Origin of the sequence: Pantoea sp. Cy-640 (genome assembly GCF_011752635.1) — a bacterium.
Classification (GTDB): Bacteria; Pseudomonadota; Gammaproteobacteria; order Enterobacterales; family Enterobacteriaceae; genus Pantoea; species Pantoea dispersa.
The window spans coordinates 1-25,528 of record NZ_VWXB01000011.1; the positions used below are offsets into that span (position 1 = coordinate 1).

General features: G+C 60.4%; 18 protein-coding genes. 6 read left to right on the plus strand and 12 right to left on the minus strand.

Annotated elements, in window-relative coordinates; translation table 11 throughout:
- Positions 1–73 (plus strand): hypothetical protein (locus F3J36_RS24275; RefSeq protein WP_225614602.1); only part of this gene is annotated, 73 nt, incomplete at its 5' end.
- A gap of 789 nt (positions 74–862) precedes the next feature.
- Here the strand turns inward: F3J36_RS24275 and F3J36_RS21190 are convergent.
- The 5 genes from F3J36_RS21190 to F3J36_RS21210 are packed head-to-tail and all read right to left on the minus strand — an operon-like array spanning position 863 to position 6,072.
- Positions 863–1,825, minus strand: a complete 963-nt coding sequence (locus F3J36_RS21190) for a spore coat U domain-containing protein (RefSeq protein WP_127834597.1) — start codon at positions 1,823–1,825, stop codon at positions 863–865.
- On the minus strand, positions 1,822–4,254 hold the full coding sequence (locus tag F3J36_RS21195) for a fimbria/pilus outer membrane usher protein (RefSeq protein ID WP_166720524.1): 2,433 nt from the start codon (positions 4,252–4,254) through the stop codon (positions 1,822–1,824). The genes F3J36_RS21190 and F3J36_RS21195 overlap by 4 nt, the downstream gene beginning before the upstream one ends.
- Positions 4,254–4,952: a molecular chaperone gene (locus F3J36_RS21200; protein ID WP_211073265.1), complete on the minus strand. Its 699-nt coding sequence runs from the start codon at positions 4,950–4,952 to the stop codon at positions 4,254–4,256. Before F3J36_RS21200 ends, F3J36_RS21195 begins: the two co-directional genes overlap by 1 nt.
- Positions 4,953–4,976: 24 nt before the next feature.
- On the minus strand, positions 4,977–5,480 hold the full coding sequence (locus tag F3J36_RS21205) for a spore coat U domain-containing protein (protein WP_088518017.1): 504 nt from the start codon (positions 5,478–5,480) through the stop codon (positions 4,977–4,979).
- 22 nt (positions 5,481–5,502) lie between these two features.
- A complete protein-coding gene (locus F3J36_RS21210) occupies positions 5,503–6,072 on the minus strand; it encodes a spore coat protein U domain-containing protein (protein ID WP_021509578.1) in 570 nt (189 codons plus the stop codon).
- A 547-nt stretch (positions 6,073–6,619) separates the two neighbouring features.
- On the opposite strand from F3J36_RS21210, the gene F3J36_RS21215 reads away from it, so the two are divergent.
- The 3 genes from F3J36_RS21215 to F3J36_RS21225 all read left to right on the plus strand — a co-directional run bounded on the left by F3J36_RS21215 (position 6,620) and on the right by F3J36_RS21225 (position 12,721).
- Entirely contained in the window at positions 6,620–8,719 is a 2,100-nt protein-coding gene (locus F3J36_RS21215; protein ID WP_166720525.1) for a bifunctional diguanylate cyclase/phosphodiesterase, read from the plus strand.
- A 162-nt stretch (positions 8,720–8,881) separates the two neighbouring features.
- Entirely contained in the window at positions 8,882–10,975 is a 2,094-nt protein-coding gene (locus F3J36_RS21220; protein ID WP_166720526.1) for a bifunctional diguanylate cyclase/phosphodiesterase, read from the plus strand.
- Positions 10,976–11,302: 327 nt separating this feature from the next.
- Positions 11,303–12,721 (plus strand): PLP-dependent aminotransferase family protein, encoded by a 1,419-nt coding sequence (locus tag F3J36_RS21225; RefSeq protein WP_166720527.1) that lies wholly within the window; start codon positions 11,303–11,305, stop codon positions 12,719–12,721.
- A 12-nt stretch (positions 12,722–12,733) separates the two neighbouring features.
- On the opposite strand, the gene F3J36_RS21230 is transcribed toward F3J36_RS21225, so the two are convergent.
- From F3J36_RS21230 to pepA, 4 genes are all read right to left on the minus strand, one after another.
- Complete coding sequence (locus tag F3J36_RS21230; protein ID WP_141496462.1) at positions 12,734–13,237, minus strand: GNAT family N-acetyltransferase; 504 nt, start codon at positions 13,235–13,237, stop codon at positions 12,734–12,736.
- A 66-nt stretch (positions 13,238–13,303) separates the two neighbouring features.
- Positions 13,304–16,159, minus strand: coding sequence for a valine--tRNA ligase (locus F3J36_RS21235; protein ID WP_058757216.1), 2,856 nt, complete (start codon positions 16,157–16,159; stop codon positions 13,304–13,306).
- A 5-nt stretch (positions 16,160–16,164) separates the two neighbouring features.
- A complete protein-coding gene (locus tag F3J36_RS21240) occupies positions 16,165–16,623 on the minus strand; it encodes a DNA polymerase III subunit chi (protein ID WP_021506718.1) in 459 nt (152 codons plus the stop codon).
- Positions 16,624–16,851: 228 nt separating this feature from the next.
- The gene (gene pepA / locus F3J36_RS21245) at positions 16,852–18,363 is read right to left on the minus strand and encodes a leucyl aminopeptidase (protein WP_021506719.1); all 1,512 of its coding nucleotides are present in this window, start codon (positions 18,361–18,363) and stop codon (positions 16,852–16,854) included.
- A gap of 267 nt (positions 18,364–18,630) precedes the next feature.
- Between pepA and lptF the strand changes: the two genes are divergently transcribed.
- On the plus strand, positions 18,631–19,731 hold the full coding sequence (lptF, locus tag F3J36_RS21250) for an LPS export ABC transporter permease LptF (RefSeq protein ID WP_031279533.1): 1,101 nt from the start codon (positions 18,631–18,633) through the stop codon (positions 19,729–19,731).
- The gene (gene lptG / locus F3J36_RS21255) at positions 19,731–20,807 is read left to right on the plus strand and encodes an LPS export ABC transporter permease LptG (RefSeq protein ID WP_021506721.1); all 1,077 of its coding nucleotides are present in this window, start codon (positions 19,731–19,733) and stop codon (positions 20,805–20,807) included. Before lptF ends, lptG begins: the two co-directional genes overlap by 1 nt.
- Before the next feature lie 115 nt (positions 20,808–20,922).
- Here the strand turns inward: lptG and F3J36_RS21260 are convergent, their stop codons facing one another.
- From F3J36_RS21260 to F3J36_RS21270, 3 genes are all read right to left on the minus strand, one after another.
- Positions 20,923–22,200, minus strand: a complete 1,278-nt coding sequence (locus tag F3J36_RS21260) for a DUF445 domain-containing protein (protein ID WP_166720528.1) — start codon at positions 22,198–22,200, stop codon at positions 20,923–20,925.
- A 23-nt stretch (positions 22,201–22,223) separates the two neighbouring features.
- On the minus strand, positions 22,224–23,726 hold the full coding sequence (locus F3J36_RS21265) for a helicase HerA-like C-terminal domain-containing protein (RefSeq protein WP_166720529.1): 1,503 nt from the start codon (positions 23,724–23,726) through the stop codon (positions 22,224–22,226).
- A 171-nt stretch (positions 23,727–23,897) separates the two neighbouring features.
- Complete coding sequence (locus F3J36_RS21270; RefSeq protein WP_371742072.1) at positions 23,898–25,472, minus strand: ABC transporter substrate-binding protein; 1,575 nt, start codon at positions 25,470–25,472, stop codon at positions 23,898–23,900.
- Positions 25,473–25,528: the final 56 nt, after the last annotated feature.

Sequence of the window (25,528 nt, forward strand, 5' to 3'; positions counted from 1 at the left end):
GTGGTGGTACAGCACAAAAGTGGGGGTGATCGACCTGAAGAAAAAGTCGATCACCATGGGTAAAGGATGTTAAAAAGTGTTCACTATGTCCCCGAACACCTGTCTGCCATGTCCCCGGACTGTACACCCGCACGCGGGAGAGGGAACCGCTCAGTGCGGTTTCGCAGACCTGCGCTTCACCTCAACACTCGCCCGATCGGCCCCTTCTCCCGCTGGCGGGAGAAGGCGGGGGATGAGGGGGCAAGCCTGCTCCCGCTCTGCGCGCTGGCCCTCACCCTGACCCTCTCCCGCACGCGGGAGAGGGAACCGCTCAGTGCGGTTTCGCAGACCTGCACTTCACCTCAACCCCCGCGCGATCGGCCCCTTCTCCCGCTGGCGGGAGAAGGCGGGGGATGAGGGTGCCAGCGAGCTCCTGCTCTGCGCGCTGGCCCTCACTCTGACCCTCTCCCGCACGCGGGAGAGGGGACCGCTCAGTGCGGTTTCACAGACCTGCGCTTCACACAACCCCCCGCTCAATCGGCCCCTTCTCCCGCTGGCGGAAGAAGGCGGGGGATGAGGGTGCCAGCGAGCTCCTGCTCTGCGCGCTGGCCCTCACTCTGACCCTCTCCCGCACGCGGGAGAGGGGACCGCTCAGTGCGGTTTCACAGACCTGCGCTTCACACAACCCCCCGCTCAATCGGCCCCTTCTCCCGCTGGCGGAAGAAGGCGGGGGATGAGGGGGGCAAGCCTGCTCCTGCTCTGCGCGCAGGCCCTCACCCTGACCCTCTCCCGCATGCGGGAGAGGGGACCGCTCAGTGCGGTTTCGCAGACCAGCGCTTCACATCAACGCCCGCCCGATCAGCCCACTCCTTACCCCACCCCGCTAAAACGCCACATCCACCACCACGCTATCGCTGTAATTGCCCGCTGCGGGCGTATTCTGCGTAGTCAGAATCTGCGCCGTATAGGTAAAGTTGCGCGTCACGGTATCCGCGTTGAGCGATGTCGAGGTCGCGCTGCTCCAGCGGTCGCTGCCGCTCGGGCCCCATCGATTGGTGGTGGTGGTGCCTTTATAGATATCGTACGCCAGCCGGTTAGTGCCGCTCGCCATCTGGCGCGTGGTGCCGCTGTAATAGCTGCCATTACTCAGTCCCACCGTATACGTGCTGCCCTTTGAACACACCACGTTAATCGTCTGCTGCACGGTAGAAAAACTACCGACTAGCGGCGCACTGCCGAAGCTGACGTTCGGCGCCGTAATCGTGGTGCAGTCGTTGGTGATCACCATATTCACGGTGATCGGCATCGCCGTCCCGCTGCTGCTCTGCACCGTGCCGACGCACACGCCGGCCACGTTCAACCCGGCACACACGTTATAACTCACCGTCAGCGTGATGGTGGTGGTGTAACTGCCGGCGGCAATCACCTGGCCGGGCACGGTGCGGAAATAGAGTGGAATGACAAAATTGAGGCTGTTGCCGAGCGCCAGCAGCGCGGAAGAGTTCCAGCGATAGCTGCCGCCCTGGCGCAACTCGGTGGCACAGGCGCTGTCGATGCACAGCTGAATCGGCACGTTATCAGTGCCGCTGGCAGACGCCTTCATGGTGGCGCGCGTGCCGCTCAGGTAGTTGGCGGTGGTAAACGCATAGGCGACGTAATCGCTGCCCAGCAGGTTGAGCGTGCCGGTGCCGCAGTTAACGTTGGTATTACTGGAGGTATTGACTGCCGTCGACTGTACGTAAAACGTGGTTTGCGTGCCAAAGCTGGCGCTGGGGGCCGAAAGCGAACAGAGCGCGTAGCTGCTGGCCGGCAGCAGCCACAGCAGCAAGAACAGAAATTTCCTCATGGCGAGATCCCTGACTGTGAGTTGTTGGCGGCATCCACGGCCGCACCGGGCGCGGCAGGCGGCAGCGGGCAGGTGAGTGGACCGTAAGTCTGCAGCGCTTTAGGCTGACCCTCAGCGATAGCCAGCGTGGTCTCGCACTGGCGTCCGTCCGGCGTCACCACGCGCATCGGATTGCTGGCGCTGAGATCTTCCATCCACACGAGGCCGTCCCAGCCGACATATTCGGTGGCGCGATCGCGGCGCAACACCTGGCTGGAGACCGGCAGCGGCTGGCTGTCGCTGTCGTGCAGGATCACGCTGGCGGCGCGCAGGCGCTCCACCGGGAAATTCAGCAGATAGCCACTTTTGCGCTTCACCGCGAAGCGCTGCTCCACTCTCGGCGCGGTCATGTCAGCCGGTAGATCGAGGGTATCGATATCGTACTTCGCGCCGTAGTAGCTGCTGATGGACGGCACCAGCAAGTAGCCAGCGTCATCGGTGCGGCCCATCGTCTGGTTTTCGTAGCGCACCGTCACGTCCGGATAGCGGGTTTTCACCACCACAAAGGCATCGTTGATGTTGTTGGCGGCGAACACATGGTTGTCCATCAGCACCAGCGAGCCGGTGAAATCGGCCCACTGCGTGGTGTTGTCATCGTCGCCGTAAAAGCCGGCGGAAGTATCGATCTTGTTGTTGCGATAGCGCAGGCTGCCCTGACGATAATCGCCGCTGTCGCCGCCCTGATGCGCCCATGACGCATCGTAAGCAAAACCGCCGTCGCTCGGCATGGCGCGCGACACGTACAGGCGCTGATTGCTTTGTCCCTGTTGATCGCGCTCGACGCTGATCGATGCGCTGCTCTGTTCGCCAAACGGAATCACCAGCGAAATCGCGCCGCTCCAGTCGCCCTGTTGCTGGTCGCGGCTGGCGGAAATGTACAGGCTGCTGTTGCCCCACAGATTTTTACTCCACGATAAATTCCACAGGCGGGTGCGATCGCCGCTGCCGCCAGCGATATCCAGATACGCCAGACCGAGGCTGCCGTACTGGCTGAGTGACAGGCTGGCGGTGTACTGCGCACTGCGTCTGGCGAGCGAATAGCTGGTATTGGCGCTATCGCCGCGGCTGCCGACCAGCGCCAGATTGCCGAAATCCGCGCTGCGCAGCGTGTGCTGGGTGCCGAGGCTGAACCAGCTGTTGTTGTACTGGTAACCCCAGCTGTACTGGGTGCCGGGCCTGCCGTCCAGCTGGCTCTGCGCCAGCGCGGCGTTGATGACGCCCAGGCTGCCCAGCTTCACCAGCGCGCCGGCACCGCCCATCGCCACGTCGCTGCTGCCTTCGGCGTGCGATTCGAGCGTCAGCCAGTCGCGCAGGCCGTAGCGATAGGATCCGCTGGCCGCCGCCGCGCCGTAATCAAAGTTTTTGATGCCGTAGTTCTCGCGAATCGCCCCGGCGGAGAAGGCGTAATCAGACAGGCCGGTTTTCAGCAGGCTGCTGGAGACGTAGAACGGCAGCGTCGTCGTCACCTGACGGCCGACCGCGTCGGTGGTGGTGATCACCGCATCGCCCGCCCCGTTCACGAACGGTACATTGGTCAGCGACCACGGCCCCGGCTGCACGTTGGCCTGCGCGCTGCGATAGCCATTGATAAACAGATCGACTGACGACGGCACCGCCGCCTGGCCGCTAAAGGCCGGCAGCGGGTAAGTGACCAGATCTGGCCGCACGCTGAAGTCACGCGCGATCTGCACGCCGCCAAGGCGCACGCTGTTGCTCCAGCCCAGCGCATCCGTAATCAAATCCCCGGCGCGCCAGCTCAGCGCGGCGTTCTCATTCTCGTTGCTGTACCAGGTGTCGTAGCGAATATAACCCTGCTGCTGGCCGCGGGTGTCGCCCGCAAGCTGCTGGATATAGACACCGTTACTGGAGAACTGGCCGGCCGGGCCGAACAGGCGCAGCTCATTCCAGCTGGAGAGGCGCGAACCGGCGTTGTCGGTGCGCGTGGCGTAGAGGTCGTAGTTGAGCAGCGCGCCGTTGCTGGCCTGGCCGGGGTAGCGCGGGCCGTTTTGCGGCTGACCAAGCATCTGCTCCGGCAGCCAGGCGGGCGGTACCGTCAGCAGCAGGCGCTGGCGGCGTTCATCGTATTCCACTTTGACCTCCCCCAACTGACCGGGAGCGACCTGTTCGCCAGCCAGCTTCGCCGCCGGAATGCCGGCGCGCTGCAGATCGCCGCTGCGCAGCCAGAACTCACCGTCGCGCCGCTCTACCGGCACAATCTCGCCCCGTTCGCGCTGGTTCACCACCAGTTCCAGCATGTATTGCTGGCCGCTGGCGCTGTGGCTGACGGCAGGCGGCGGTGGCAGCTCAGAGAAAGTCTCTGCGCTGCTCAGCGGGGAAAAGCACAGCACGCTGGTCACCGCCAGCGCGCAGGGAGGCGGCGTCAGTTTCATCAGCGCGCGGCAGCGCTGCGCCAGTGATTTTTATTCACCTCGGCCGCGAGTTCACCGCTCACCGGGCTGTTCAGCGGCCAGCGGTGGCTGCTGTTAGCCAGCACATAGCCAAACAGGCCGTTGCCGAGCGCGCGACCGCCGACGGTGACGTTGCTCAGGCGCGCGTGGCCGTTGCCGCGATTGGTCAGCTCCAGCCAGCGTTTGCCGTCGCGGCTGACCTGACGCCAGCTGAGATCGGCTTTGGCGCTGTCGCGCGTCAGGCCATCGCCATAGACAAACAGCGGCACCGAGTAGCGCATCTGAAACGTCAGCCCGGCCTGATTCTCACCCGGCGAGCGCGGCGTCGGGATCTCATCCAGCACCACGCGATAGGCTTGCTCCACGCCGGCGGGCGGCGCGCTCTGGCGAATCAGACGCACCAGCTGCTTCTGCCCCGGCTCCAGCCGCACCATCGGCGGGCTGGCGACCACCTGCTGCTGCGTTTGATACTGCTCCTGGCCGTCAATCTGCTGCCAGTTGAAGATGCGCACCTGCATGATGGTGGTGGCGTTACCGCGATTCTCCAGCCACAGTTCGCTGGCTTTTTCCTGTGGGTTGATGGCGGGATCGATCGGCCAGATCATCAGCGAGTTGGCAGCGAAGCTGGCGGGCGACAGGGCCAGAAGAAACCACAGAAACAGGGCGCGCAGGCTCATCATCTTTCATCCTTTTTTATGCTGCCGTCACCAGCTCAGGGTGACGGTTAACGTATCGGTATAGGTCCCGGCGCGCGTCGGGCCGGGCAGGGTTAACAGGCCATAAATCGGCAGCACGATGTTATTGGCGTTGCTGTAACTCAGCGCCACCGGCGAGTTAACCGGAATCGCCGTGGTGTGCGCTGCGTTGGTATACAGGCTGTACGCCACGGTATCGGTGTTACTGGTGTGTTTGAGATTGCGGCTGCTGGTGTAATTGCTGCCGCCATTGATACTCATGCTGAGGGCGGTACCCGGCGTGCAGGCGAGGGTGAGGGTGGTGCTTTGCACGTAGCTGGCGCTGACGCTGCTGCTCGCCACGCCCGACTGGGTGCCAAAATTCAGCGTGCCAAACACGCCGGTATTGGTACCGGAGATCACGCAGCCTGCCACCACTGACGCAGAGACCTGGAAGGTGGCCGTCGGCAAACCCCAGGCCGGGACGCTCCCTATCAGCAGGGCCAGGCTGCCAGCACGCAGCAGCCAGACCATCCTTCTTACCCCACCGCTGGCGTCAGTAATTCACCGCCACGTTAATGGTATCTGTGTAGGTACCGGCCGGAATCAGTGGGTTAAAGCCGCCGCCGACCACCCGACCGTAAATGGCATAGTTGGTGCCAAGCGTCGGATCGGTGGTGCCGCTGGCGGCAATGTTGGTGTTGTTGGCGATGGCGGTGGTAAACGCGGCGTCGCTGTACAGCGTGTAAGCAATGCCCTGCGTATTGTTGGAGCCAAGGATCAGGTAACGCGGCTGGCCGCTCACCGTACCGTAAATGGTGGCCGGTGCCGGATTACTGCTGGTGACCTGCACATTGAAGGTTTGACCGGTGGTGCAGCGGACAAAAATGCCGTTCCCGGATGCCCCCACCAGGGTGGCGTTTAAGGTATCAAAGGTTGCAGCGCTGCTACCAAAGTTCAGGGTACCGAAGTTAACCCCGCTGGTGGCGGACTGACCGTTCACCAGACAGCCGGTGGTGAGCGTTAATGTGGCATTGATGGTTCCCGTTGTGGTGGCAGCAAAAACCGTTGCAGGGGCGAGCGCGGCGCTCAGGCTGGTAGCCAAAAGAAAAAGCTTGAGTTTCATAATCATTCCTTACTGATTATCCAAGGTCAGTGCTTTTTCGCCTGGTGATTCATTAATGAAACGAACCCGTAAATAACAAGACGCCGCGATCGGCAAACGAACTTAATGCCCTGCCACCTAAGAAAATTCTTAAAGGCTGAGTTAGTGATTTATATCAGTTTTATTTACTATAGAACACCCTTTTGCCGCTTGTACAACACACCGGAGAATTTTCGCTAATCAATTTCTCCTTTTCACCGGTAATGCAGTCATAACAAGGGCTGGCGGCCCGTTAAAAAAACCAAACGGCAAGTGTTTTCCCCCTCTACCGCGACTTCAGGTTCAATGCTATGTTCATGCATTAATCAGATATCATTACTTTTCCCGGCCGCGACACACGATGAGAATAAAAAATAGCCGTGCAATATCTCCAGTTATTTATGGATCTGTTTTTGTGTCGCCACAGCGCGGGTGGTCATTAGCTACCTCTCATTGATGTTTTCACTTTTTCTGTTGTTAATTGACGATACCGCACCTGCGCTGCCGCGGGTTGAGTTGAGGAGCGCACATGTTGCTGGTTACCTGGGATAGCGTTCTGGTTGCCGTTTCGCTGATTGTGGCGTTTATCGCGGCGTTTACTGCGCTGGATACCGCCGGGCGCGTCGCCGTGTCGCGCGGCCTGCTGGCGAAGCTGTGGCTGGTGGCCGGCGGTACGGCGATGGGCATTGGCATCTGGGCGATGCACTTCATTGGCATGCTGGCGATGATGATGCCGATGACCATGCGCTATGACTTTCCGCTCACCGCCTTCTCGCTGCTGCTGGCAATTCTCACCAGCATCTTCGCCTTTGCGCAGGGCCTGCAGGGCAGCCATCTGACGCGCCGCCGGCTGCTGCGCGGCACGGTGATCCTCGGCAGCGGCGTGGTTGCCATGCACTATCTCGGCATGCTGGCGCTGCTGATTGAACCCGCCATTCACTGGGATTTGCGCCTGGTGGCACTGTCGGTACTGATTGCCTACGGCGCATCCGGTGCCGCGCTGTGGCTGGCGTTTCACCTGCGCCACGGCGAGAGCCTGCTACTGATGCGCGCCTGCGCGGCGCTGGCGATGGGGGTGGCGATTGCCGGCATGCACTACACCGGCATGGCGGCCGCGCAGTTCAGCGCGCCCGGCAGCATGCAGCACCACGGCATGGGACAGGAGGGGCTGGCGGTGTGGGTAACCATCATCACGCTCACCATTCTCGGTCTGACGCTGCTGATCTCGATGCTGGATGCCCAGCTGCGCGCGGCGCGTCTTGCCGCCCGGCTGCGGCGCGCCAACAGCGAGCTGCGCCAGCTGGCGCTGCACGATACTCTCACCGCACTGCCCAATCGCGTGATGCTCGACCAGCAGCTCAGCATGCAAATCAAAAAGGCGACGCTGTATGACCAGCCCTTTGCCCTGATGTTTATGGATCTCGACGGCTTCAAAGCGGTGAACGATACCTGGGGGCATCACGTCGGCGATCGTTTGCTGGTCGCCGTGGCGGAACGGCTGCGCACCCAGCTGGAAGCGGACATTTTGCTGGCGCGCCTCGGCGGCGATGAGTTTGTCATGCTGTGTCCGCAGTACGCGGCAACCCAGGCTGAAGCGCTGGCGCAGCGGCTGGTGCACAGCATTGATGCACCGTTTGAGCTGGATCGTTACTCGCTGCGCGTCTCGCTCAGCATCGGCATCGTGATCTTCCCGCAGCATGGCCGCAGCCCGCAGGAGATGATGTTTAACGCTGACTCGGCCATGTATCACACCAAGCACAGCGGGCGTAACGGCTGGAGCCTGTTTGAGCCAGTGATGAGCGCGGTGGCACAGCATCAGCTGGCGCTGGCCAACGATTTATGGAACGCGCTGGAGTGCCAGGAGATGCGCCTGTTCTACCAGCCGAAGTTTCGCGCGGGCGGGACCATTCTGATGGGTTTTGAGGCGTTACTGCGCTGGCAGCATCCGCGCCGCGGCTTGCTGATGCCGGATATGTTTCTGGCGCGCGCCGAGAAAACCGGCCAGATCGTGGCGCTCGGCAACTGGGTGATCAACGAAGCCTGCCGTCAGCTGCGGCAGTGGCAGGACGAGGGCAACCGCGACTGGAGCGTCTCGGTTAACCTGTCCGCACTGCAGTTTCATCAGCGTGATCTGATCGATACGCTGCGCCAGACGCTGCAGCGCTACCAGCTGCCTGAAGGCGCGCTGATGCTGGAAATCACGGAAAACATCGCCATGCGCGATCCGCAGTTCAGCCAGCAGCGCATCGCCGAACTGCAGCGGCTTGGCGTCAAAGTGGCCATCGACAACTTCGGCATTGGCTACGCCAATCTGCTGCACCTCAAGCATCTTGAGGCCAGCGAGCTGAAAATTGATCGTGCCTTTATTAACAGCCTGCGTGCCGACAGCGAGGATGCAACCGTGGTGACCGCCATGCTGACGCTGGCGCAAAGCCTTAACCTGCGCATGGTGGCGGAGGGTGTGGAGACCGAAGAGCAGCAGCGCCTGCTGACCGGTCTCGGCTTTGACACGCTGCAGGGGTATCTGCTGGGCAAACCGACGCCGGCGGAGCGCATCGGCGAATTCACCGCATCACCGCCGATTGCACCGCACTTTCCTGATAACGTGCTGCCGCTCACCGGCGCCTGACCAGCAATTTTTGTTCTCCTTCACATCGGAAGCTTTCATCGTTCAGTGACTCATATCGGCAGCCGGTCTGCCGATAATTTCAATTATAAAACCAACATTTTCTTTTTCATTTCAACAACACCACAGCTGACTTAACACAGCTTTTTTATATGGGAAATCACTATGTTAGTGACTTCGTACGATGCGTTTACCGTTCTCGTTTCGATACTGGTAGCGATGCTTGCCTCCTTTACCGCGCTGGATATGGCGGGACGCGTCGCTTCCTCCAGCGGCCGGGTGGCGCTGGTCTGGCTGCTGGGCGGCGGCTTCGCCATGGGCGTGGGCATCTGGGCCATGCACTTTATCGGCATGCTGTCGATGAGCCTGGATATGGTGATGAGCTACGATCCGCTGCTTACCGCCGCCTCAATGGTGGTGGCGATTCTCGCCTCCATCTTTGCCCTGTGGCTGGTGTGCTCGTCCGGCGACTTGCCGTGGCGACGGCTGCTGGGCGGCGCGCTGGTACTGGGTTCCGGCGTGGTGGCGATGCACTACACCGGCATGGCGGCGCTGATGTTTGAGCCGGGCATCAGCTGGAACTGGGGCTGGATTGCGGTTTCGGTGCTGATTGCGCTGGTGGCTTCCGGTGCCGCGCTGTGGCTGGCGTTCAACCTGCGCGAAGGGCATGGCCGTGTCACGCTACTGCGCGTCGGTGCAGCCATGGTGATGGGCTGCGCAATTGCCGGCATGCACTATACCGGCATGGCGGCGGCGAACTTCCCGATGCACAGTCACGCCACCCATCACGGCGTGAACAGCGACTGGCTGGCGATGCTGGTCACGGTGGTGACGCTGGCGATCCTCGGCATTACGCTGCTGGTTTCGATGCTCGACGCGCGTATGCAGGCGCGCACCTCGATTCTCGCGCGCTCGCTGGCGGAGGCCAACCGCGAGCTGGCCCAGCTGGCGCTGCACGATAACCTGACGCGACTGCCGAACCGCATCCTGCTGGAGGATCGCCTCGAGCAGGCGATCAACAAGGCCAACCGCGAGCGCTCGCATTTTGCGCTGATGTTTATGGATCTCGACGGTTTCAAAGCGGTCAACGATGCTTTTGGTCACCACGTCGGCGATAACCTGCTAATTGCGGTAACCGAACGTATGACCGACCAGATGAAAGGGCACTACACGCTGGCGCGGCTGGGCGGTGACGAGTTCGTGCTGCTGATTGAGATCGGCGATCCCAACGATGCCGCAGCGGTGGCGGATGCGCTGGTAAAAGCCGTGGATCGCCCGTTTAGCGTGTCACGCTACGAGCTGATGGTGTCGCTGAGTATCGGCATCGCCGTTTATCCTGGTGATGGCAAGGACGAGCGCGAGCTGATGTTTAACGCCGACGCCGCGATGTATCACACCAAGAACAACGGCCGTAACGGCTATAACTTCTTCCAGCCGTCCATGAATACGCTGGCGCAGTCGCAGCTGCAGCTTAATAACGACCTGTGGCAGGCGCTGGATAGCAACGAGCTGCGTCTGTTCTATCAGCCTAAGTACTGCGCGCCGAGCGGGCCGATCATTGGCTTCGAAGCGCTGCTGCGCTGGCAGCACCCGACGCGCGGCCTGCTGACGCCGGACAAGTTTTTACCTATCGCCGAGAAGACCGGCATGATCATTAATATCGGCAACTGGGTGATCAACGAGGCCTGCCGCCAGCTGCACATCTGGCACCAGCAGGGCCATCCGCACTGGTCGGTGGCGGTGAACCTCTCTGCCTTGCAGTTTGAGCAGTGCAACCTGGTCGACACCGTGACGCAGGCGCTGGAACAGCACCAGATTCCGGCCGAGCTGCTGACGCTGGAAGTCACCGAAACCACGGCGATGCGCGATCCGGAAGAGAGCGTGCGCATCCTCACCGAGCTGACCAGCATGGGGGTAAAAGCCTCGATTGATGACTTCGGCACCGGCTACTCCAGCCTGCTGTATCTCAAACGTTTACCGGCCAGCGAGCTGAAAATCGACCGCGCCTTTGTTAACGAGCTGCAGGCGAAATCGGAAGACGCCACCATCGTCTCCGCCATCGTCGCGCTGGCGCAGTCGCTGGATCTCAAAGTGGTGGCCGAAGGCGTGGAAACCCAGGATCAGCAGGCGTTCCTCACCGGGCTCGGCTGCGACACCCTGCAGGGCTTCCTGCTGGGCAAACCGCTACCGCCAGAGCGCATCAGCGAGCTACCGGATTTTGTGAAGGACAAACTCGCGGCGCTGACGGCGTCGGAGTAGAGGCTGGTTTCTGCCGCCTGGAGCTCCTCTCTCCGCGTGCGCGCTGAGTGTCTTTTCTCCCTCTCCCGCGTGCGCGCTGTATGTCTTTTCACCCTCACCCGCGTGCACGCTGTGTGTCTTTTCTCCCTCTCCCGCGTGCGGGAGAGGGCCGGGGTGAGGGCCAGACCGCACCCAACCCAACAACAAAAAGCCGCAGCATCCCCGACACCTTCGCTCAGCTTCCAGTCGTACGGTGCAACATCAGTTCTGAATGTCTCTGAGGACGCGATATCCTCTCCGAACCAATCCATGTAAACTGGCGCGCGACATTTCCGCAGCGGAGGCGCCATGGCCAAATACCAGCAGCTGGTAGATCAGCTACGTACGCAAATCGAAGCACGCATCTGGCCGCCGGGTGAAAAGCTGCCGTCGCTGCGCCAGCAGGCGGAGCAGAGCGGGCTCAGCCTGATGACGGTGATGCACGCTTACGAGGTGCTGGAGAGCCAGGGCTGGATAGTGTCGAAGCCGCAGTCGGGTTACTACGTGGCACCGCGCGCGGCGGAGAGCCGTCCGCGTTTGCCAACCCAGGCAATTGCCAAAACCGACCAGGCCGATACCAACAGCTTCGTGTTTGATGTGCTGCAGGCGACGCGCGATCCGGCCATCATGCCGTTTGGTTCTGCCTTCCCCGATCCGGAACTGTTTCCCCAGCGCCAGCTGATGCGCTCGCTGGTGAAGGTCTCGCATAATCTTAAACCCACCGATGCCCTGAATAATCTGCCGCCCGGTAATGAAGCGCTGCGAAAAATCCTCGCCCAGCGTTATGCGCAGCAGGGCATTACGCTGTCGCCGGATGACATCGTCATTACCAACGGTGCGATGGAAGCGCTGAACCTCAGCCTGCAGGCGGTGACCGAACCGGGCGACTGGGTGGTGATTGAGAACCCCTCCTTCTATGGCGCGTTGCAGGCGATCGAACGACTTAAGCTGAACGCGATTGCTATCGCCAGCGATGTGGAGCAGGGCATCGATCTGGATGAGCTGGAGCAGGCGCTGCAGCGCTGGCCGGTGAAAGCCTGCTGGCTAATGACCAACCGGCAGAATCCGCTCGGCTTTACGCTTAGCGCCGAGCGCAAACAGCAGCTGGTGGCGCTGCTGACGCGTTATCAGGTGGCGATGATAGAGGATGATGTTTATAGCGACCTGTATCACGGCCACGATAAGCCGTTGCCGGCCAGAGCGTTCGACCGCGAGGGTTACGTGCTGCACTGCGGCAGCTTTTCGAAAAATCTGGTGGCGGGATTTCGCGTGGGCTGGGTCGCGGCGGGGCGCTACGCGCAGCGCGTGCAGCGCATTCAGATGATGAGTACGCTCTCGACCAGCGCGCCGATGCAGCTGGCGCTGGCGGATTTTCTTAGCACCCGCAGCTACGATACGCATCTGAAAAAGCTACGTCAGACGCTGGCGAAGCGCAAACAGCTGGCACAGCAGGCGCTGCGCCGCGTGCTGCCCGCCGAGGCGCACATCAGCGATACGCCCGGTGGCTACTTTTTGTGGATTACCTTGCCGGAGCAGATTAACGCTACGCAGCTGTATCATCTGGCGCTGCAGCAGGGCATCAGTATTGCGCCGGGCCAGCTGTTTTCCAGCAGCGAGAGTTTCAGCCACTGCTTCCGCTTCAACACCGCCTGGCCGTGGGATGCACGCGCTGAGGCGGCGGTAGAGACGCTGGGGGCGTTGATTGAGGGCGTTGCGGCAGAGAAGTGAGTGGTTTTTACCTCACAATACCCGCAGCATTCTCACTTCGCAATCCACGTGGCCGGTACAGCCCATCGCGCCCTCAATCTGTTCAAAGCCCAGCGACTGATAGAGCTTAATGGCGCGCGTCAGGCTGCCGGTGGTCTCCAGGTAGCAGCGCCGGAACCCGCGCTGGCGGGCAAAATCCATTGCGCGCAGCGCCAGTTCGCGCGCTAAACCCAGCCCGCGCACCGACGGCAGGAAATACATCTTCTGCAACTCACAGATATCCGGTGCGCTGCAGGCGAGCGGTGCCACGCCGCCGCCGCCGACCACCTGACCTTCATGCTCCACGATCCAGTAAGCGCTGTCCGCCGCACTGTACAGCTCAAACAACCGATCGAGCTGCGGGTCGGACACGGTATAACCTTTATCCGCCGTCAGGCCGAACTCGGCGGAGACATCGCGGATCACCTGCGCAATCCGCGGATTATCGGCGGCGACAATCGGGCGCACCTGCAGGTTAAGTGGCGTGGCGGTGGTCATCATAATCTTCCGATAGAAAAAAGCCGGGCAGTGCCCGGCTTCGATTAAGCGTCAGGACTGAAGCGCTTACAATGCCGCAATCACGCCCTGCTGTTCAATCAGTTTTGCTTTTGATTGCTCCAGCTCGGCTACGCGTTCGCGCTCTTTCGCCACCACCGCTTCCGGTGCGCGCGATACAAAACCTTCGTTAGCCAGTTTGGTCTGAATCTTCTCGATCTCGACATCCAGCTTCACCAGCTCTTTCGCCAGACGCTCCAGCTCGGCTTCCTTGTTGACCAGATCCGCCATCGGGATCAGCAGCTCTGCGCCATCAACAATCTTGGTCACCGAGACCGGACCTTTCTCGCCGGCTGGCAGAATGGTCAGGCTTTCCAGACGCGCCAGGCGCGACAGGAAGTTGCGGTTCTCTTCAACACGACGCTGCGCCGCCGGCGAGCAGTCGCGCAGCAGCACGTCGAGCGGCTTGCTTGGCGCGATGTTCATTTCGGCACGGATATTACGCACCGCCACAATCGCCTGCTTCATCCACTCGATATCGGCCTTCGCTTCCGCGTCTTCCTTCGCCGCGTCATACTGCGGGAACGGCTGCAGCATAATGGTGTCGTGGTCGATGTTCTTCAGCACTTTCACGCGCTGCCAGATGGTCTCGGTAATGAACGGGATGATCGGATGCGCCAGGCGCAGCAACGCTTCCAGCACCGTCACCAGCGTGTTGCGCGTGCCGCGCAGCTCCGCTTCGCTGCCGCTGTTCATCACCGGCTTGGTCAGCTCCAGGTACCAGTCACAGAACTGGTTCCAGGTGAAGTCGTACAGAATGTTGGCAGCGATATCAAAGCGATAGCTATCCAGCGCTTCGCGGTACGCTTTCACGGTGCTGTTGAATTCCGTCAGGATCCAGCGATCCGCCAGCGACAGCTTCAGCTCGCCGCCGTTCTGGCCGCAATCCTGATCTTCGGTGTTCATCAGCACGAAGCGGCTGGCGTTCCACAGCTTGTTACAGAAGTTGCGGTAGCCTTCCAGGCGCTTCATATCCCAGTTGATGTCACGACCGGTGGACGCCAGCGCGGCGAGGGTGAAGCGCAGCGCATCGGTGCCGGAAGGCACGATACCGTCCGGGAACTGCTTCTCGGTGCGTTTGCGAATCTTCTCAGCCAGCTGCGGCTGCATCATGTTGCCGGTGCGTTTCTCCAGCAGATCTTCCAGCGAAATGCCGTCCACCATATCCAGCGGATCGATGACGTTGCCTTTCGACTTGGACATCTTCTGGCCTTCTTCATCGCGGATCAAACCAGTCATGTAGACGGTTTTAAACGGAACCTGCGGCTTGCCGTTTTCATCTTTGATGAAGTGCATGGTCAGCATGATCATGCGCGCAATCCAGAAGAAGATAATGTCGAAGCCGCTCACCAGCACGCTGGTAGGATGGAAGGTGCGCAGCGCTTCGGTATTCTCCGGCCAGCCCAGCGTAGAGAATGTCCACAGGCCGGAAGAGAACCAGGTATCAAGCACGTCGTCATCCTGGCGCAGCGTCACGTCGGCGGCCAGATTGTTTTCCTGGCGCACTTCTTCTTCGCTGCGGCCAACATAGACGTTACCGTTGTTGTCGTACCAGGCCGGAATGCGGTGGCCCCACCACAGCTGACGCGAAATGCACCAGTCCTGGATGTCGCGCATCCACGAGAAGTACATGTTTTCATACTGCTTCGGCACAAACTGAATGTCGCCGTTTTCTACCGCTTCCACCGCGACTTTCGCCAGCGGGGCCGTGCGCACGTACCACTGATCGGTCAGCATCGGCTCGATCACCACGCCGCCGCGGTCGCCGTACGGCACCGTGAGATCGTGTGGTTTGATTTCGTCGAGCAGGCCGAGCTCGTCAACGGCGGCGACAATCGCTTTACGCGCGGCGAAACGCTCCATCTTCTGGAACTGCGGCGGTATTTCATCGGAACAGGCATCGCTGACTTCACCGTTGGTGTCGAACACTTCCGCACGCTCGCGGATGTCGCCATCAAAGGTCAGGATGTTGATCATCGGCAGCTTGTGACGACGGCCCACTTCGTAGTCGTTGAAGTCGTGCGCCGGGGTGATCTTCACGCAGCCGGTGCCTTTCTCCATATCGGCGTGTTCGTCGCCGACGATCGGAATACGACGGTTCACCAGCGGCAGGATTACCTCTTTGCCGATCAGATCTTTGTAACGTGGATCTTCCGGGTTGACCGCCACGCCGGTATCGCCCAGCAGGGTTTCCGGACGGGTAGTGGCCACCACCAGGTAATCTTTGCCTTCGGCAGTTTTCACGCCGTCCGCCAGCGGATAGCGAATGTGCCACATTGAGCCTTTGCTCTCGCGGTTTTCCACTTCGAGGTCAGAGATCGCCGTGCGCAGTTTCGGATCCCAGTTCACCAGGCGCTTGCCACGGTAAATCAGGTTTTCTTTGTACAAACGGACGAAGACCTCTTTCACCGCGTTGGACAGGCCTTCATCCATGGTGAAGCGCTCGCGCTCCCAGTCTACCGAGTTGCCAAGGCGACGCATCTGGCGGGTGATGGTGCCGCCGGATTCAGCCTTCCACTGCCAGATTTTTTCGATAAAGGCGTCACGACCGTAATCCTGACGCGTTTTGCCCTCTTCAGCGGCGATCTTGCGCTCAACCACCATCTGCGTGGCGATACCGGCGTGGTCCGTACCTGCCTGCCACAGGGTGTTTTTACCCTGCATGCGCTGGTAGCGGATCATGGTATCCATGATGGTTTGCTGGAAGGCGTGACCCATATGCAAGCTACCGGTGACGTTCGGCGGCGGGATCATGATGCAAAAGCTTTCCTGGCTGGTATCGCCATTCGGTTTGAAGTAGCCCTGCTGTTCCCAGTGCTCGTAGAGCGGCTGCTCGATATCTTGCGGGTTATATGTCTTTTCCATATCTGCTATGTCGTTTGCGGCGGGGGTGGCGTCGCCGTATTCAATTGGAAACCAACGCTGCGATACGCTTTATAGCGGTCGCGCGCCAGTTGTTTCAGGGATTCTTCATAAGGTACGAAGTCTATCACTTCATGGAAACCGGTAGCAAAATCTGCGAACTGCGGCAGCAGGCTGATCAGCAGATCGCGCGGCGCACTGCCGCGTCGCTGCGGCCAGGCCAGCTCAACCGGCGCGCCGTAGCGCGGGCCTTCGCCGGCCAGGTTGTGCGGCACAAAGGCGTTGGCCGGGCGCTGCCACAGCGCTTCATCCAGCCGATTGGCCTGCTGTTCATCTTCGCAGGCAATCAGGATGCGCTTACCGTCTCGCCAGCGGCTGGCGGCCAAATCGCACACCAGCGCTTCGATGGCGCTTAAGCCGTCGCTGGCGCTTTCAGACTCCATGACGAAGAAGGTGGCGTTTTTCATGGCAGGTTATTTCCATCAATGACAGTGGGGCGCATTGTGCGACAGTAAGATTGCGGCGTCCAATAATAAGGTCGCCATCAACGGCGACCTTACAAACCGTGCGGCTGATAATCAGGTCGCCGTGAACGGCGACCCTACACCGTAGGGTGCGCATTCATGCGCACCGTTCCAATGGCCGCACGCTGTCAAACGCATTCATGCGCACCGTCTCAGCATTCGCCCCGGTTCTTAATCGTCGCCGTTCAGGCCAGCGCGGTTCAGCAGGAACTGCGACAGCAGCGGCACCGGACGTCCGGTCGCGCCTTTGGCTTTGCCGGAGCGCCAGGCGGTGCCGGCGATATCCAGGTGCGCCCAGTTAAACTTGCGCGCAAAGCGTGCCAGGAAGCAGGCGGCGGTAATTGCGCCGCCTGGCCGGCCACCGATGTTGGCCATATCGGCAAAGTTGGATTCCAGCTGCTCCTGATACTCATCGGCCATCGGCAGACGCCACGCGCGGTCGCCCGACTGCTCTGATGCGCTGATCAGCTCGTGCGCCAGCGGATTGTGGTTCGACATCAACCCGCTGACGTGATGGCCCAGCGCGATCACGCAGGCGCCGGTCAGGGTAGCGACGTCAATCACCACTTCCGGATCGAAGCGCTCAACGTAGGTCAGCGCATCGCACAGCACCAGGCGGCCCTCAGCATCGGTATTCAGCACTTCAACCGTCTGGCCGGACATGGTGGTCAGCACGTCGCCCGGACGCATCGCACGCCCGTCCGGCATGTTTTCACAGCCCACCAGCACGCCGACCACGTTCAGCGGCAGATTCAGTTCCGCCACCATGCGCATCACGCCGTACACCGACGCCGCGCCGCACATGTCGTATTTCATCTCATCCATCGCCTCGGCAGGCTTGATGGAGATGCCGCCGGAGTCAAAGGTCAGCCCTTTACCTACCAGCACGATAGGGCGCGCATCGGCGTCGCTGCTGCCTTTGTACTCAATCACCGACATCAGCGACTCATTGTGCGAACCGGCACCGACCGCCAGATAGGCGTTCATGCCCAGCTCTTTCATCTGCTGTTCGCCAATCACGCGGGTGGTGACGTTTTTGCTGTACGCATCGGCCAGCTGACGTGCCTGCGACGCCAGATACGCGGCGTTACAAATATTCGGCGGCATATTGCTCAGGTCTTTCGCCGCTTTGACGCCGGCGGCAACGGCCAGACCGTGCTGAATAGCGCGCTCACCGCTGGTCAGCTCACGGCGGGTCGGCACGTTGAACACCAGCTTGCGCAGCGGACGGCGCGGCTCAACTTTGTTGCTTTTCAGCTGGTCGAAGTTGTACAGCGCCTCTTTAGAGGTTTCTACCGCCTGGCGCACTTTCCAGTAGGTATTGCGCCCTTTAACGTGCAGTTCGGTCAGGAAGCACACCGCTTCCATTGAACCGGTATCGTTCAGGGTATTGATGGTTTTCTGAATCACCTGTTTGTACTGGCGCTCATCCAGCTCACGCTCTTTACCACAGCCGATCAGCAGGATACGTTCGGACAGGATATTTGGCACATGGTGCAGCAGCAGCGTCTGGCCCACTTTGCCCTCCAGCTCACCGCGGCGCAGCAGCGCGCTGATGTAGCCATCGCTGATCTTATCCAGCTGCTCGGCAATCGGTGACAGACGACGCGGTTCGAAAACGCCAACCACAATGCAGGCGCTGCGCTGTTTTTCCGGGCTACCGCTTTTTACACTGAACTCCATGCACTCTCCTGAATCTTAAAGACAACGGCCTTAGCTGTCGTTAGAATGTAGCGCGTTCGTAACCCATTAATTTGTTGCGACGCCATGACAATTTAACGCCGGCGGCCATAATGAGTGGGGTGACAATGTGTTGTTTTTTCACCACCCTAACGCGTTCGTCATACTATTTTAGCTACCATGACGGCCATTGATGAAGAAAAATGGCTGATAAGCGTTGAAACTAGCGATTTTCCTGCAAAAAGACAAGTTTTCACAGGCGTACTAAGCGTGATCATCATTAGATATCTGGTTCGGGAAACGCTCAAAAGCCAGCTGGCTATCCTGTTCATCCTGCTACTTATCTTCTTTTGCCAGAAGTTAGTCAGGATTTTGGGTGCGGCGGTGGATGGCGAAATCCCAACAAATCTGGTTCTGACATTGTTAGGACTTGGCGTGCCTGAAATGGCACAACTTATCCTGCCCCTAAGCTTGTTTCTGGCGATTTTAATGACCCTTGGGCGGCTGTACACCGAAAGTGAAATTACGGTGATGCACGCCTGCGGGCTGGGTAAAGGCGTCCTGATAAAAGCGGCGATGATCCTGATGCTGTTCACCTCACTGGTGGCGGCGGTTAACGTGATCTGGCTTGGCCCGTGGTCCTCGCGCTATCAGGATGAAGTGACACAAAATGCCAAAGCCAACCCGGGAGCGGCGGCGCTGGCGGCGGGGCAGTTCCAGACCTCCAGCGACGGCAATACCGTGCTGTTCGTCGAAGACGTGAAGGGCAACAAGTTCGGCAGCGTGTTCCTGGCGCAACTACGGCCGAAGGGCAATGCACGGCCATCGGTAGTGCTGGCCGACAGCGGTCACATGGAGCAGCACAAAGATGGCTCGCAGACCGTGACGCTGGACAAAGGCACACGCTTTGAAGGCACGGCGCTGCTGCGTGACTTTCGTATTACCGACTTCGTCAATTATCAGGCGCTGGTGGGGTACAAAGAGGCGGTGCTCGATCCTAACGATGCCGATCAGGCCGACATCAGCACGCTGATAAAAACCAAAACGCCGCAGTTCCAGGCGGAGCTGCACTGGCGTCTGACGCTGGTGTTCGCTGTGCTGGTGATGGCGCTGATGGTGGTGCCGCTCAGCGTGGTTAACCCGCGCCAGGGCCGCGTGCTGTCGATGCTGCCGGCTATGCTGCTCTACCTGATCTTCTTCCTGCTGCAGAGCTCACTGCGCTCCAACGCGGCGAAAGGCCGGTTTGATCCGGCGATCTGGATGTGGGTAGTCAACCTGGCGTATCTGGCGCTGGCGGTGGCGCTCAACGTATGGGATACCGTGCCGATGCGCCGTTTCCGCGCGCGCTTTAGCCGTGGAGGATCCGTGTGATGTTTAAGGTCCTTGACCGCTATATCGGCAAAACCATCTTCAACACCATCATGATGACGCTGTTCATGCTGGTGTCGCTGTCGGGCATCATTAAGTTCGTTGATCAGCTGCGTAAAACCGGGCAGGGCGCGTATACCGCGCTGGATGCCGGTTACTACACGCTGCTCAGCGTACCGAAAGATATCGAGATCTTCTTTCCGATGGCGGCGCTGCTGGGCGCGCTGCTGGGGCTGGGCACGCTGGCGCAGCGCAGCGAACTGGTGGTGATGCAGGCCTCCGGCTTTACCCGTCTGCAGGTGGCGCTGGCGGTAATGAAAACCGCGATTCCGCTGGTGCTGCTGACCATGGCGGTGGGCGAGTTTGTCGCCCCGCAGGGCGAGCAGATGGCGCGTAACTACCGGGCGCAGCAGCTGTACGGCGGCTCGCTGGTTTCGACGCAAAACGGCCTGTGGGCGAAAGACGGCAACGACTTTATCTACATTGAGCGCATTAAAGGCGACAACGAGATCGACGGCGTCAGTATCTATCGCTTTACCGACCAGCGGCGTCTGCTGAGCGTGCGCTATGCCGCCACCGCAGTCTGGAATAAAGATCGCAAACTGTGGGAGCTGTCGCAGGTGGATGAGTCGGACCTGAAAGATCCGAAGCAGATTACCGGTTCACAGAGCCTGAGCGGCGAATGGAAAACCAATCTGACGCCAGACAAGCTGGGCGTGGTGGCGCTGGACCCGGACGCGCTGTCGATCAGCGGTCTGTATAACTACAGCAAATATCTCAAACAGAGCGGCCAGGAATCCGGGCGCTACCTGCTGAATATGTGGGGCAAAATCTTCCAGCCGCTGTCGGTGGCGGTGATGATGCTGATGGCGCTGTCGTTTATCTTTGGTCCGCTGAGAAGCGTATCGATGGGCGTGCGCGTGGTCACCGGCATCAGCTTTGGCTTCCTGTTCTACGTGCTGGATCAGATCTTTGGGCCACTGAGTCTGGTGTACGGTTTACCGCCGGTGCTGGGCGCGATTCTGCCAAGCGGCGCATTCTTCGCCATTAGTTTGTACCTGTTGCTGAAACGGCGGTAGTGAGGGTTGCAGGGGCGCGATTCAGGACGCCCCTGTCATTCCCGCACCGTTACCGTAGGGTCGCCATTCATGGCGACCTTTTTTATTCATGGCGACCAGGTCGATGCCCGCACCGTTAGCGCAACGTCTGCAGCCAGCCCGGCAGCTGCGACAGCAAAAACAGCACCAGGCCAATGGTACCGCCCACCAGCGTGCCGTTGATGCGGATAAACTGCAAATCACGGCCAATGTTCAGCTCAATCTGTTGCGACATCTCGCGCGCATCCCAGCTCTTCACCGTATCGCTGATATGGCGGGTGAGAAACGCCGCAAACTCCGGCGCGACGCTGCGCGCAGCGTCTTCCAGATGCTGATTCATTGAGGTACGCAGTGCTTCATCGGCGGCCAGCGTTTCGCCCAGCCACAGCGCCGCCAGCCGCACCCGCTCCTGCACGCGCGAATCGTCACTGTTGAGGTCGCTCTTCAGCCAGCGGCGCAGGTCCTGCCACAGCTCGCCGATATAACGGTTAAACGACTCATCCTCTTTCAGCCAGTGTTTGATGGTCTCAGCCCGTTCAGCCATCTCCGGATCGTTTTTCAGTCGCTCTATCAGGCGCTGTACCGCGCGGTTAAAACCGAGGCGAAATTCGTGGCCCTGGTCGCGTGCCACTTCATCCAGAATCGAATCCACCGCATTGGCGACCAGCTCGGCGCTGTGTTCGCCCAGCCATTCGGTTGGCAGCACTTTGGCTTTGATCGGATGTTCGCGTTTCAGCCAGCGCACAATCTGCAGCGCGATAAACTCGCGCGTGCCGGGTTTGTGCAGCAGACGCAGCAGCTGTTGCACCGCAGCGTCCAGCAGCTCCTGATGGCGATTGTTTTTGGTCAGGCTGTCCAGCAGCAGCGCGCTGGACTGGGTCAGATCGACCTTATCCAGTGCACGATGCACCGCGCGGCGCAAAAAGCGCTGAATACGCTGATCGTCAGTGAGATCGAGGAAACCGCGCATCACCTGCAGCAGGTGGCGGCCAATGCGATCGGCGTTGCCCGGCGTGTTGAGCCACTGCGCCAGCAGCTGTGACGGATCGTGGCGGCGAATCAGTGCCAGCAGCGAATCGGTATCGAGAAACTTCTCCTGCACGAAGCGGCCAAGATTCTCGCCGATGCGATCTTTGTTGCGTGGAATGATTGCCGTATGGCGCGAGATAAACGGCACCGGCACGCGACGAAACAGCGCCACCACCGCAAACCAGTCGGCCAGCGCGCCGACCATCGCCGCTTCGGCAATCGCCTTCAGCCCCAGTACCCAGAACGTGGGCGGCAGAAACAGCGTCACGACAAAGGTCGCGGCGGCAATCAGCAGCAGCGACAGGGCCAGACGCTTGCTCCGTTTTAATTGTTGATATTTATCCATACCACGATCATAGCAGAGGGCGATTAACGGCGGCGTCCACCGAGCAGACTGCCCAGCACGCCGCGGATGATCTGATTGGTCACCTGGCGCGCCGCGCTTTTCGCCACGCTCTGTACCACGCCGTCGCGCTTGCCGCCGCGCGGCCCGGTGCTGCCGAACAGAATCTCTTTCAGCCCACCCAGAATGCCGTCATCCACCGCCACGCCATTGCCTTTACTGGGCGGCGCATCGGCCTGCTGCGGCGCGGCCTGCACGCCCTGTTGCAACATTTCGAACGCCGATTCGCGATCGAGGGCACTGTCGTATTTGCCATACAGCGGCGAATGGTTGATCAGGCTGTTGCGTTCATCAGGAGTGGCCGGCCCCATGCGCGAGCCCGGCGCGATCACCATGGCGCGCTGCACCATCGACGGGCTGCCTTTCTCATCGAGGAAGGAGATCAGCGCCTCGCCGGTGCCCAGCGCCTGAATCGCCTCCACGGTATTAAACGCCGGGTTGGCGCGCATCGTTTCGGCGGCGCTTTTCACCGCTTTCTGGTCTTTCGGCGTGAAGGCACGCAGCGCATGCTGCACGCGGTTACCCAGCTGACCCAGCACATTATCCGGAATGTCCGCCGGATTCTGCGTGACAAAGTACACGCCAACGCCTTTCGAGCGAATCAGGCGAATTACCTGTTCCACTTTCTCCAGCAGCACCGGCGGCGCGTCGTTAAACAGCAGATGCGCTTCGTCAAAGAAGAACACCATCTTTGGTTTGTCCAGATCGCCGGCTTCCGGCAGCTGTTCATACAGTTCCGCCAGCAGCCACAGCAGGCTGGTGGCGTAGAGTTTCGGCTGCTGATAAAGCTTTTCCGCCGCCAGGATATTGATGAAGCCTTTGCCGTCAGCGTCGCAGCGCATCCAGTCACGGATATCCAGCATCGGTTCGCCAAAGAAGTGTTCAGCCCCTTGCTGCTCCAGCGCCAGCAGGCCGCGCTGAATGGCGCCCACCGAGGCGCTGCTGATATTGCCGTACTGCGTCTGAAACGCTTTGGCGTTATCACCGATGTATTGCGTCATGGCGCGCAAATCTTTGAAGTCCAGCAGCAGCAGGCCCTGATCGTCGGCGATACGGAAGATAATTTGCAGCACGCCGGACTGCACCTCGTTAAGGCTGAGCAGCCGCGCCAGCAGCAGCGGGCCGAGATCGGACACCGTTGCGCGCACCGGATGGCCCTGCTGGCCGAAGATATCCCACAGCATCACCGGATTTTTCTGCGCCTGCCAGTCGGTGACGCCAATCTTCGCCAGCCGCGCCAGCAGCTTTTCCGAGCCGTCGCCTGCGGCCGCAATGCCGGAAAGATCGCCTTTGACATCGGCCATAAACACCGGCACGCCGATGGCGGAGAAGGATTCTGCCAGCTTTTGCAGCGTCACGGTTTTACCGGTGCCGGTCGCGCCGGTTATCAGTCCGTGACGGTTAGCCATGGCGGGCAGCAGATGCAGTTGAAGGTCAGGCGTCTGGGCGATCAGCAGTGGGGTAGTCATAATGGTTGCGCTCTCCGGCATTGCGTAATGACTCAAAGAATAGCAAGCGGTGCGCGGGAGAGAGAGGGATATTTGGGTGAAAAATAAGGGGAGTTCCGGTTGCTGCCCGCGCGATCGGCTCCTTCTCCCGCGGGCGGGAGAAGGCTGGAATGAGGGGCAGCGCGTACCGACCTACCTCTTCTCTACCGCATCGAAAAACAGCAGGCTCACGCCGATGCCCTGCTGCACGTGGCTGACATTATTGCGCACCGCCACCTGCTGCGCGCCCTGCAGCATCACCACGAACGGCGAATCCTGCTGTACGCGCTGTTGCAGCGCGGTATACAGCGCGCGGCGCTGGCTGGCGTCGCTCTCACCGGCTGCGGTGCGCGTCTGCGCGCTCAGTTCGGGAATCTCCCAGCCGACGCGCCACGCCAGCGTTTTCGAGCCGCCCGGCACGTTATAGGCAAAGGCGCTGGCGTTGGTATTCGGATCCACATAGTCGGCGCCCCAGTAAATAAAGATCGACTGGAAATCACGTCCGCGCATTTTGCCCCACAGTTCCGATTCCGCCACCGGCTGCAGCTCAATCTGCACGTCGGCTTTGGCAAAGCTGGCCTGCAGCGCCTGCGCCACGTCGATGTACGGCGGCTGATTGATCACCGTCAGCGAGAATTTGCTGCCGGGCCTGATACCGCCCTGCGCCAGGATCGCTTTAGCTTTGGCCACATCATAATGGAACGGCTGATTCTCCAGCGCACCATCAAAGCCCTGCGGCAGGAAGCTCTGGTGAATACGGTACTGGCCTTTCAGCAGATCGCGTGAAATGGCGTTGTAATCCACCAGCCAGCGCGCCGCCTGCCACAGCGCCGGGTTACCCAGCGCCGGCTGCGCTTTGTTTTGCGTATTAAACGCCAGGTAATAGACCAGGCTCGACGGGAAGGCTTCAATGCGCAGCTGCTGGTCGTTTTTCAGCGCATCGATCTGGTCCGGGCCCAGCTGGTACGCCACATCGACATCGCCCTGTTGAATCAGCAGGCGGCGCGCACCGGCATCGGCCACGCCTTTCAGCAGGATGCGTTGCAGCTGCGGCTGCGGGCTGGCGTGCGGATTTGCGCTCAGCACCAGCGCCTGTTGCGGCACATATTGCTGGATGCTGAATGCGCCGCTGCCCGCGGAATGAGTGTGCAGCCAGCCGTTGCCGCTGTCGTTGGCGATGATGTGCTGCTGCACGGTTTTGCTGTCCACCACCGAGGCCACCGGCGCGGTCAGCAGGCGCAGCGCCAGATCCTGACCAATCTGCGCCGGCCACTGAATCTCCAGCTGATGATCGTTCACAACCCGCAGCTGGCTGGCGATGTTGTCCGCCGTCCAGCCAAACTCAGCGAGAATAAACGACGGGGCTTTGTTGAGCTGCACCGCGCGCGTCAGCGAAAACACCACGTCCTGCGCGGTCACCGGGTTACCGCTGACGAAATGCGCATCCGGTTTCAGATTGAACACCAGGCTGTGAGGCGTGCTGCCGGGCTGCCATGAGGTGGCGAGCAGCGGCGCGAGTTTTTGTGGCGCATCGCGATCGGCCTCTACCAGCGTCTGATAAATGTTGCGCTGCACGCTGTTACTGACGGTCTCAAAACTTTCTGCCGGGTCGAAGCTGATAATGCCGTCGAGCGGCACGGCCACCACCAGTGTGTCTTTTGGCGTGGCGGCCTGCAGGGCAAAGGCGCTGCTGAATAAGGTGAAGAACAATAAGAGTGCTCGCATCATGATTATCCTGAGTAATTGATGCGACGACTTTATCGCTGTCGCGCTGCTGGCTAAAT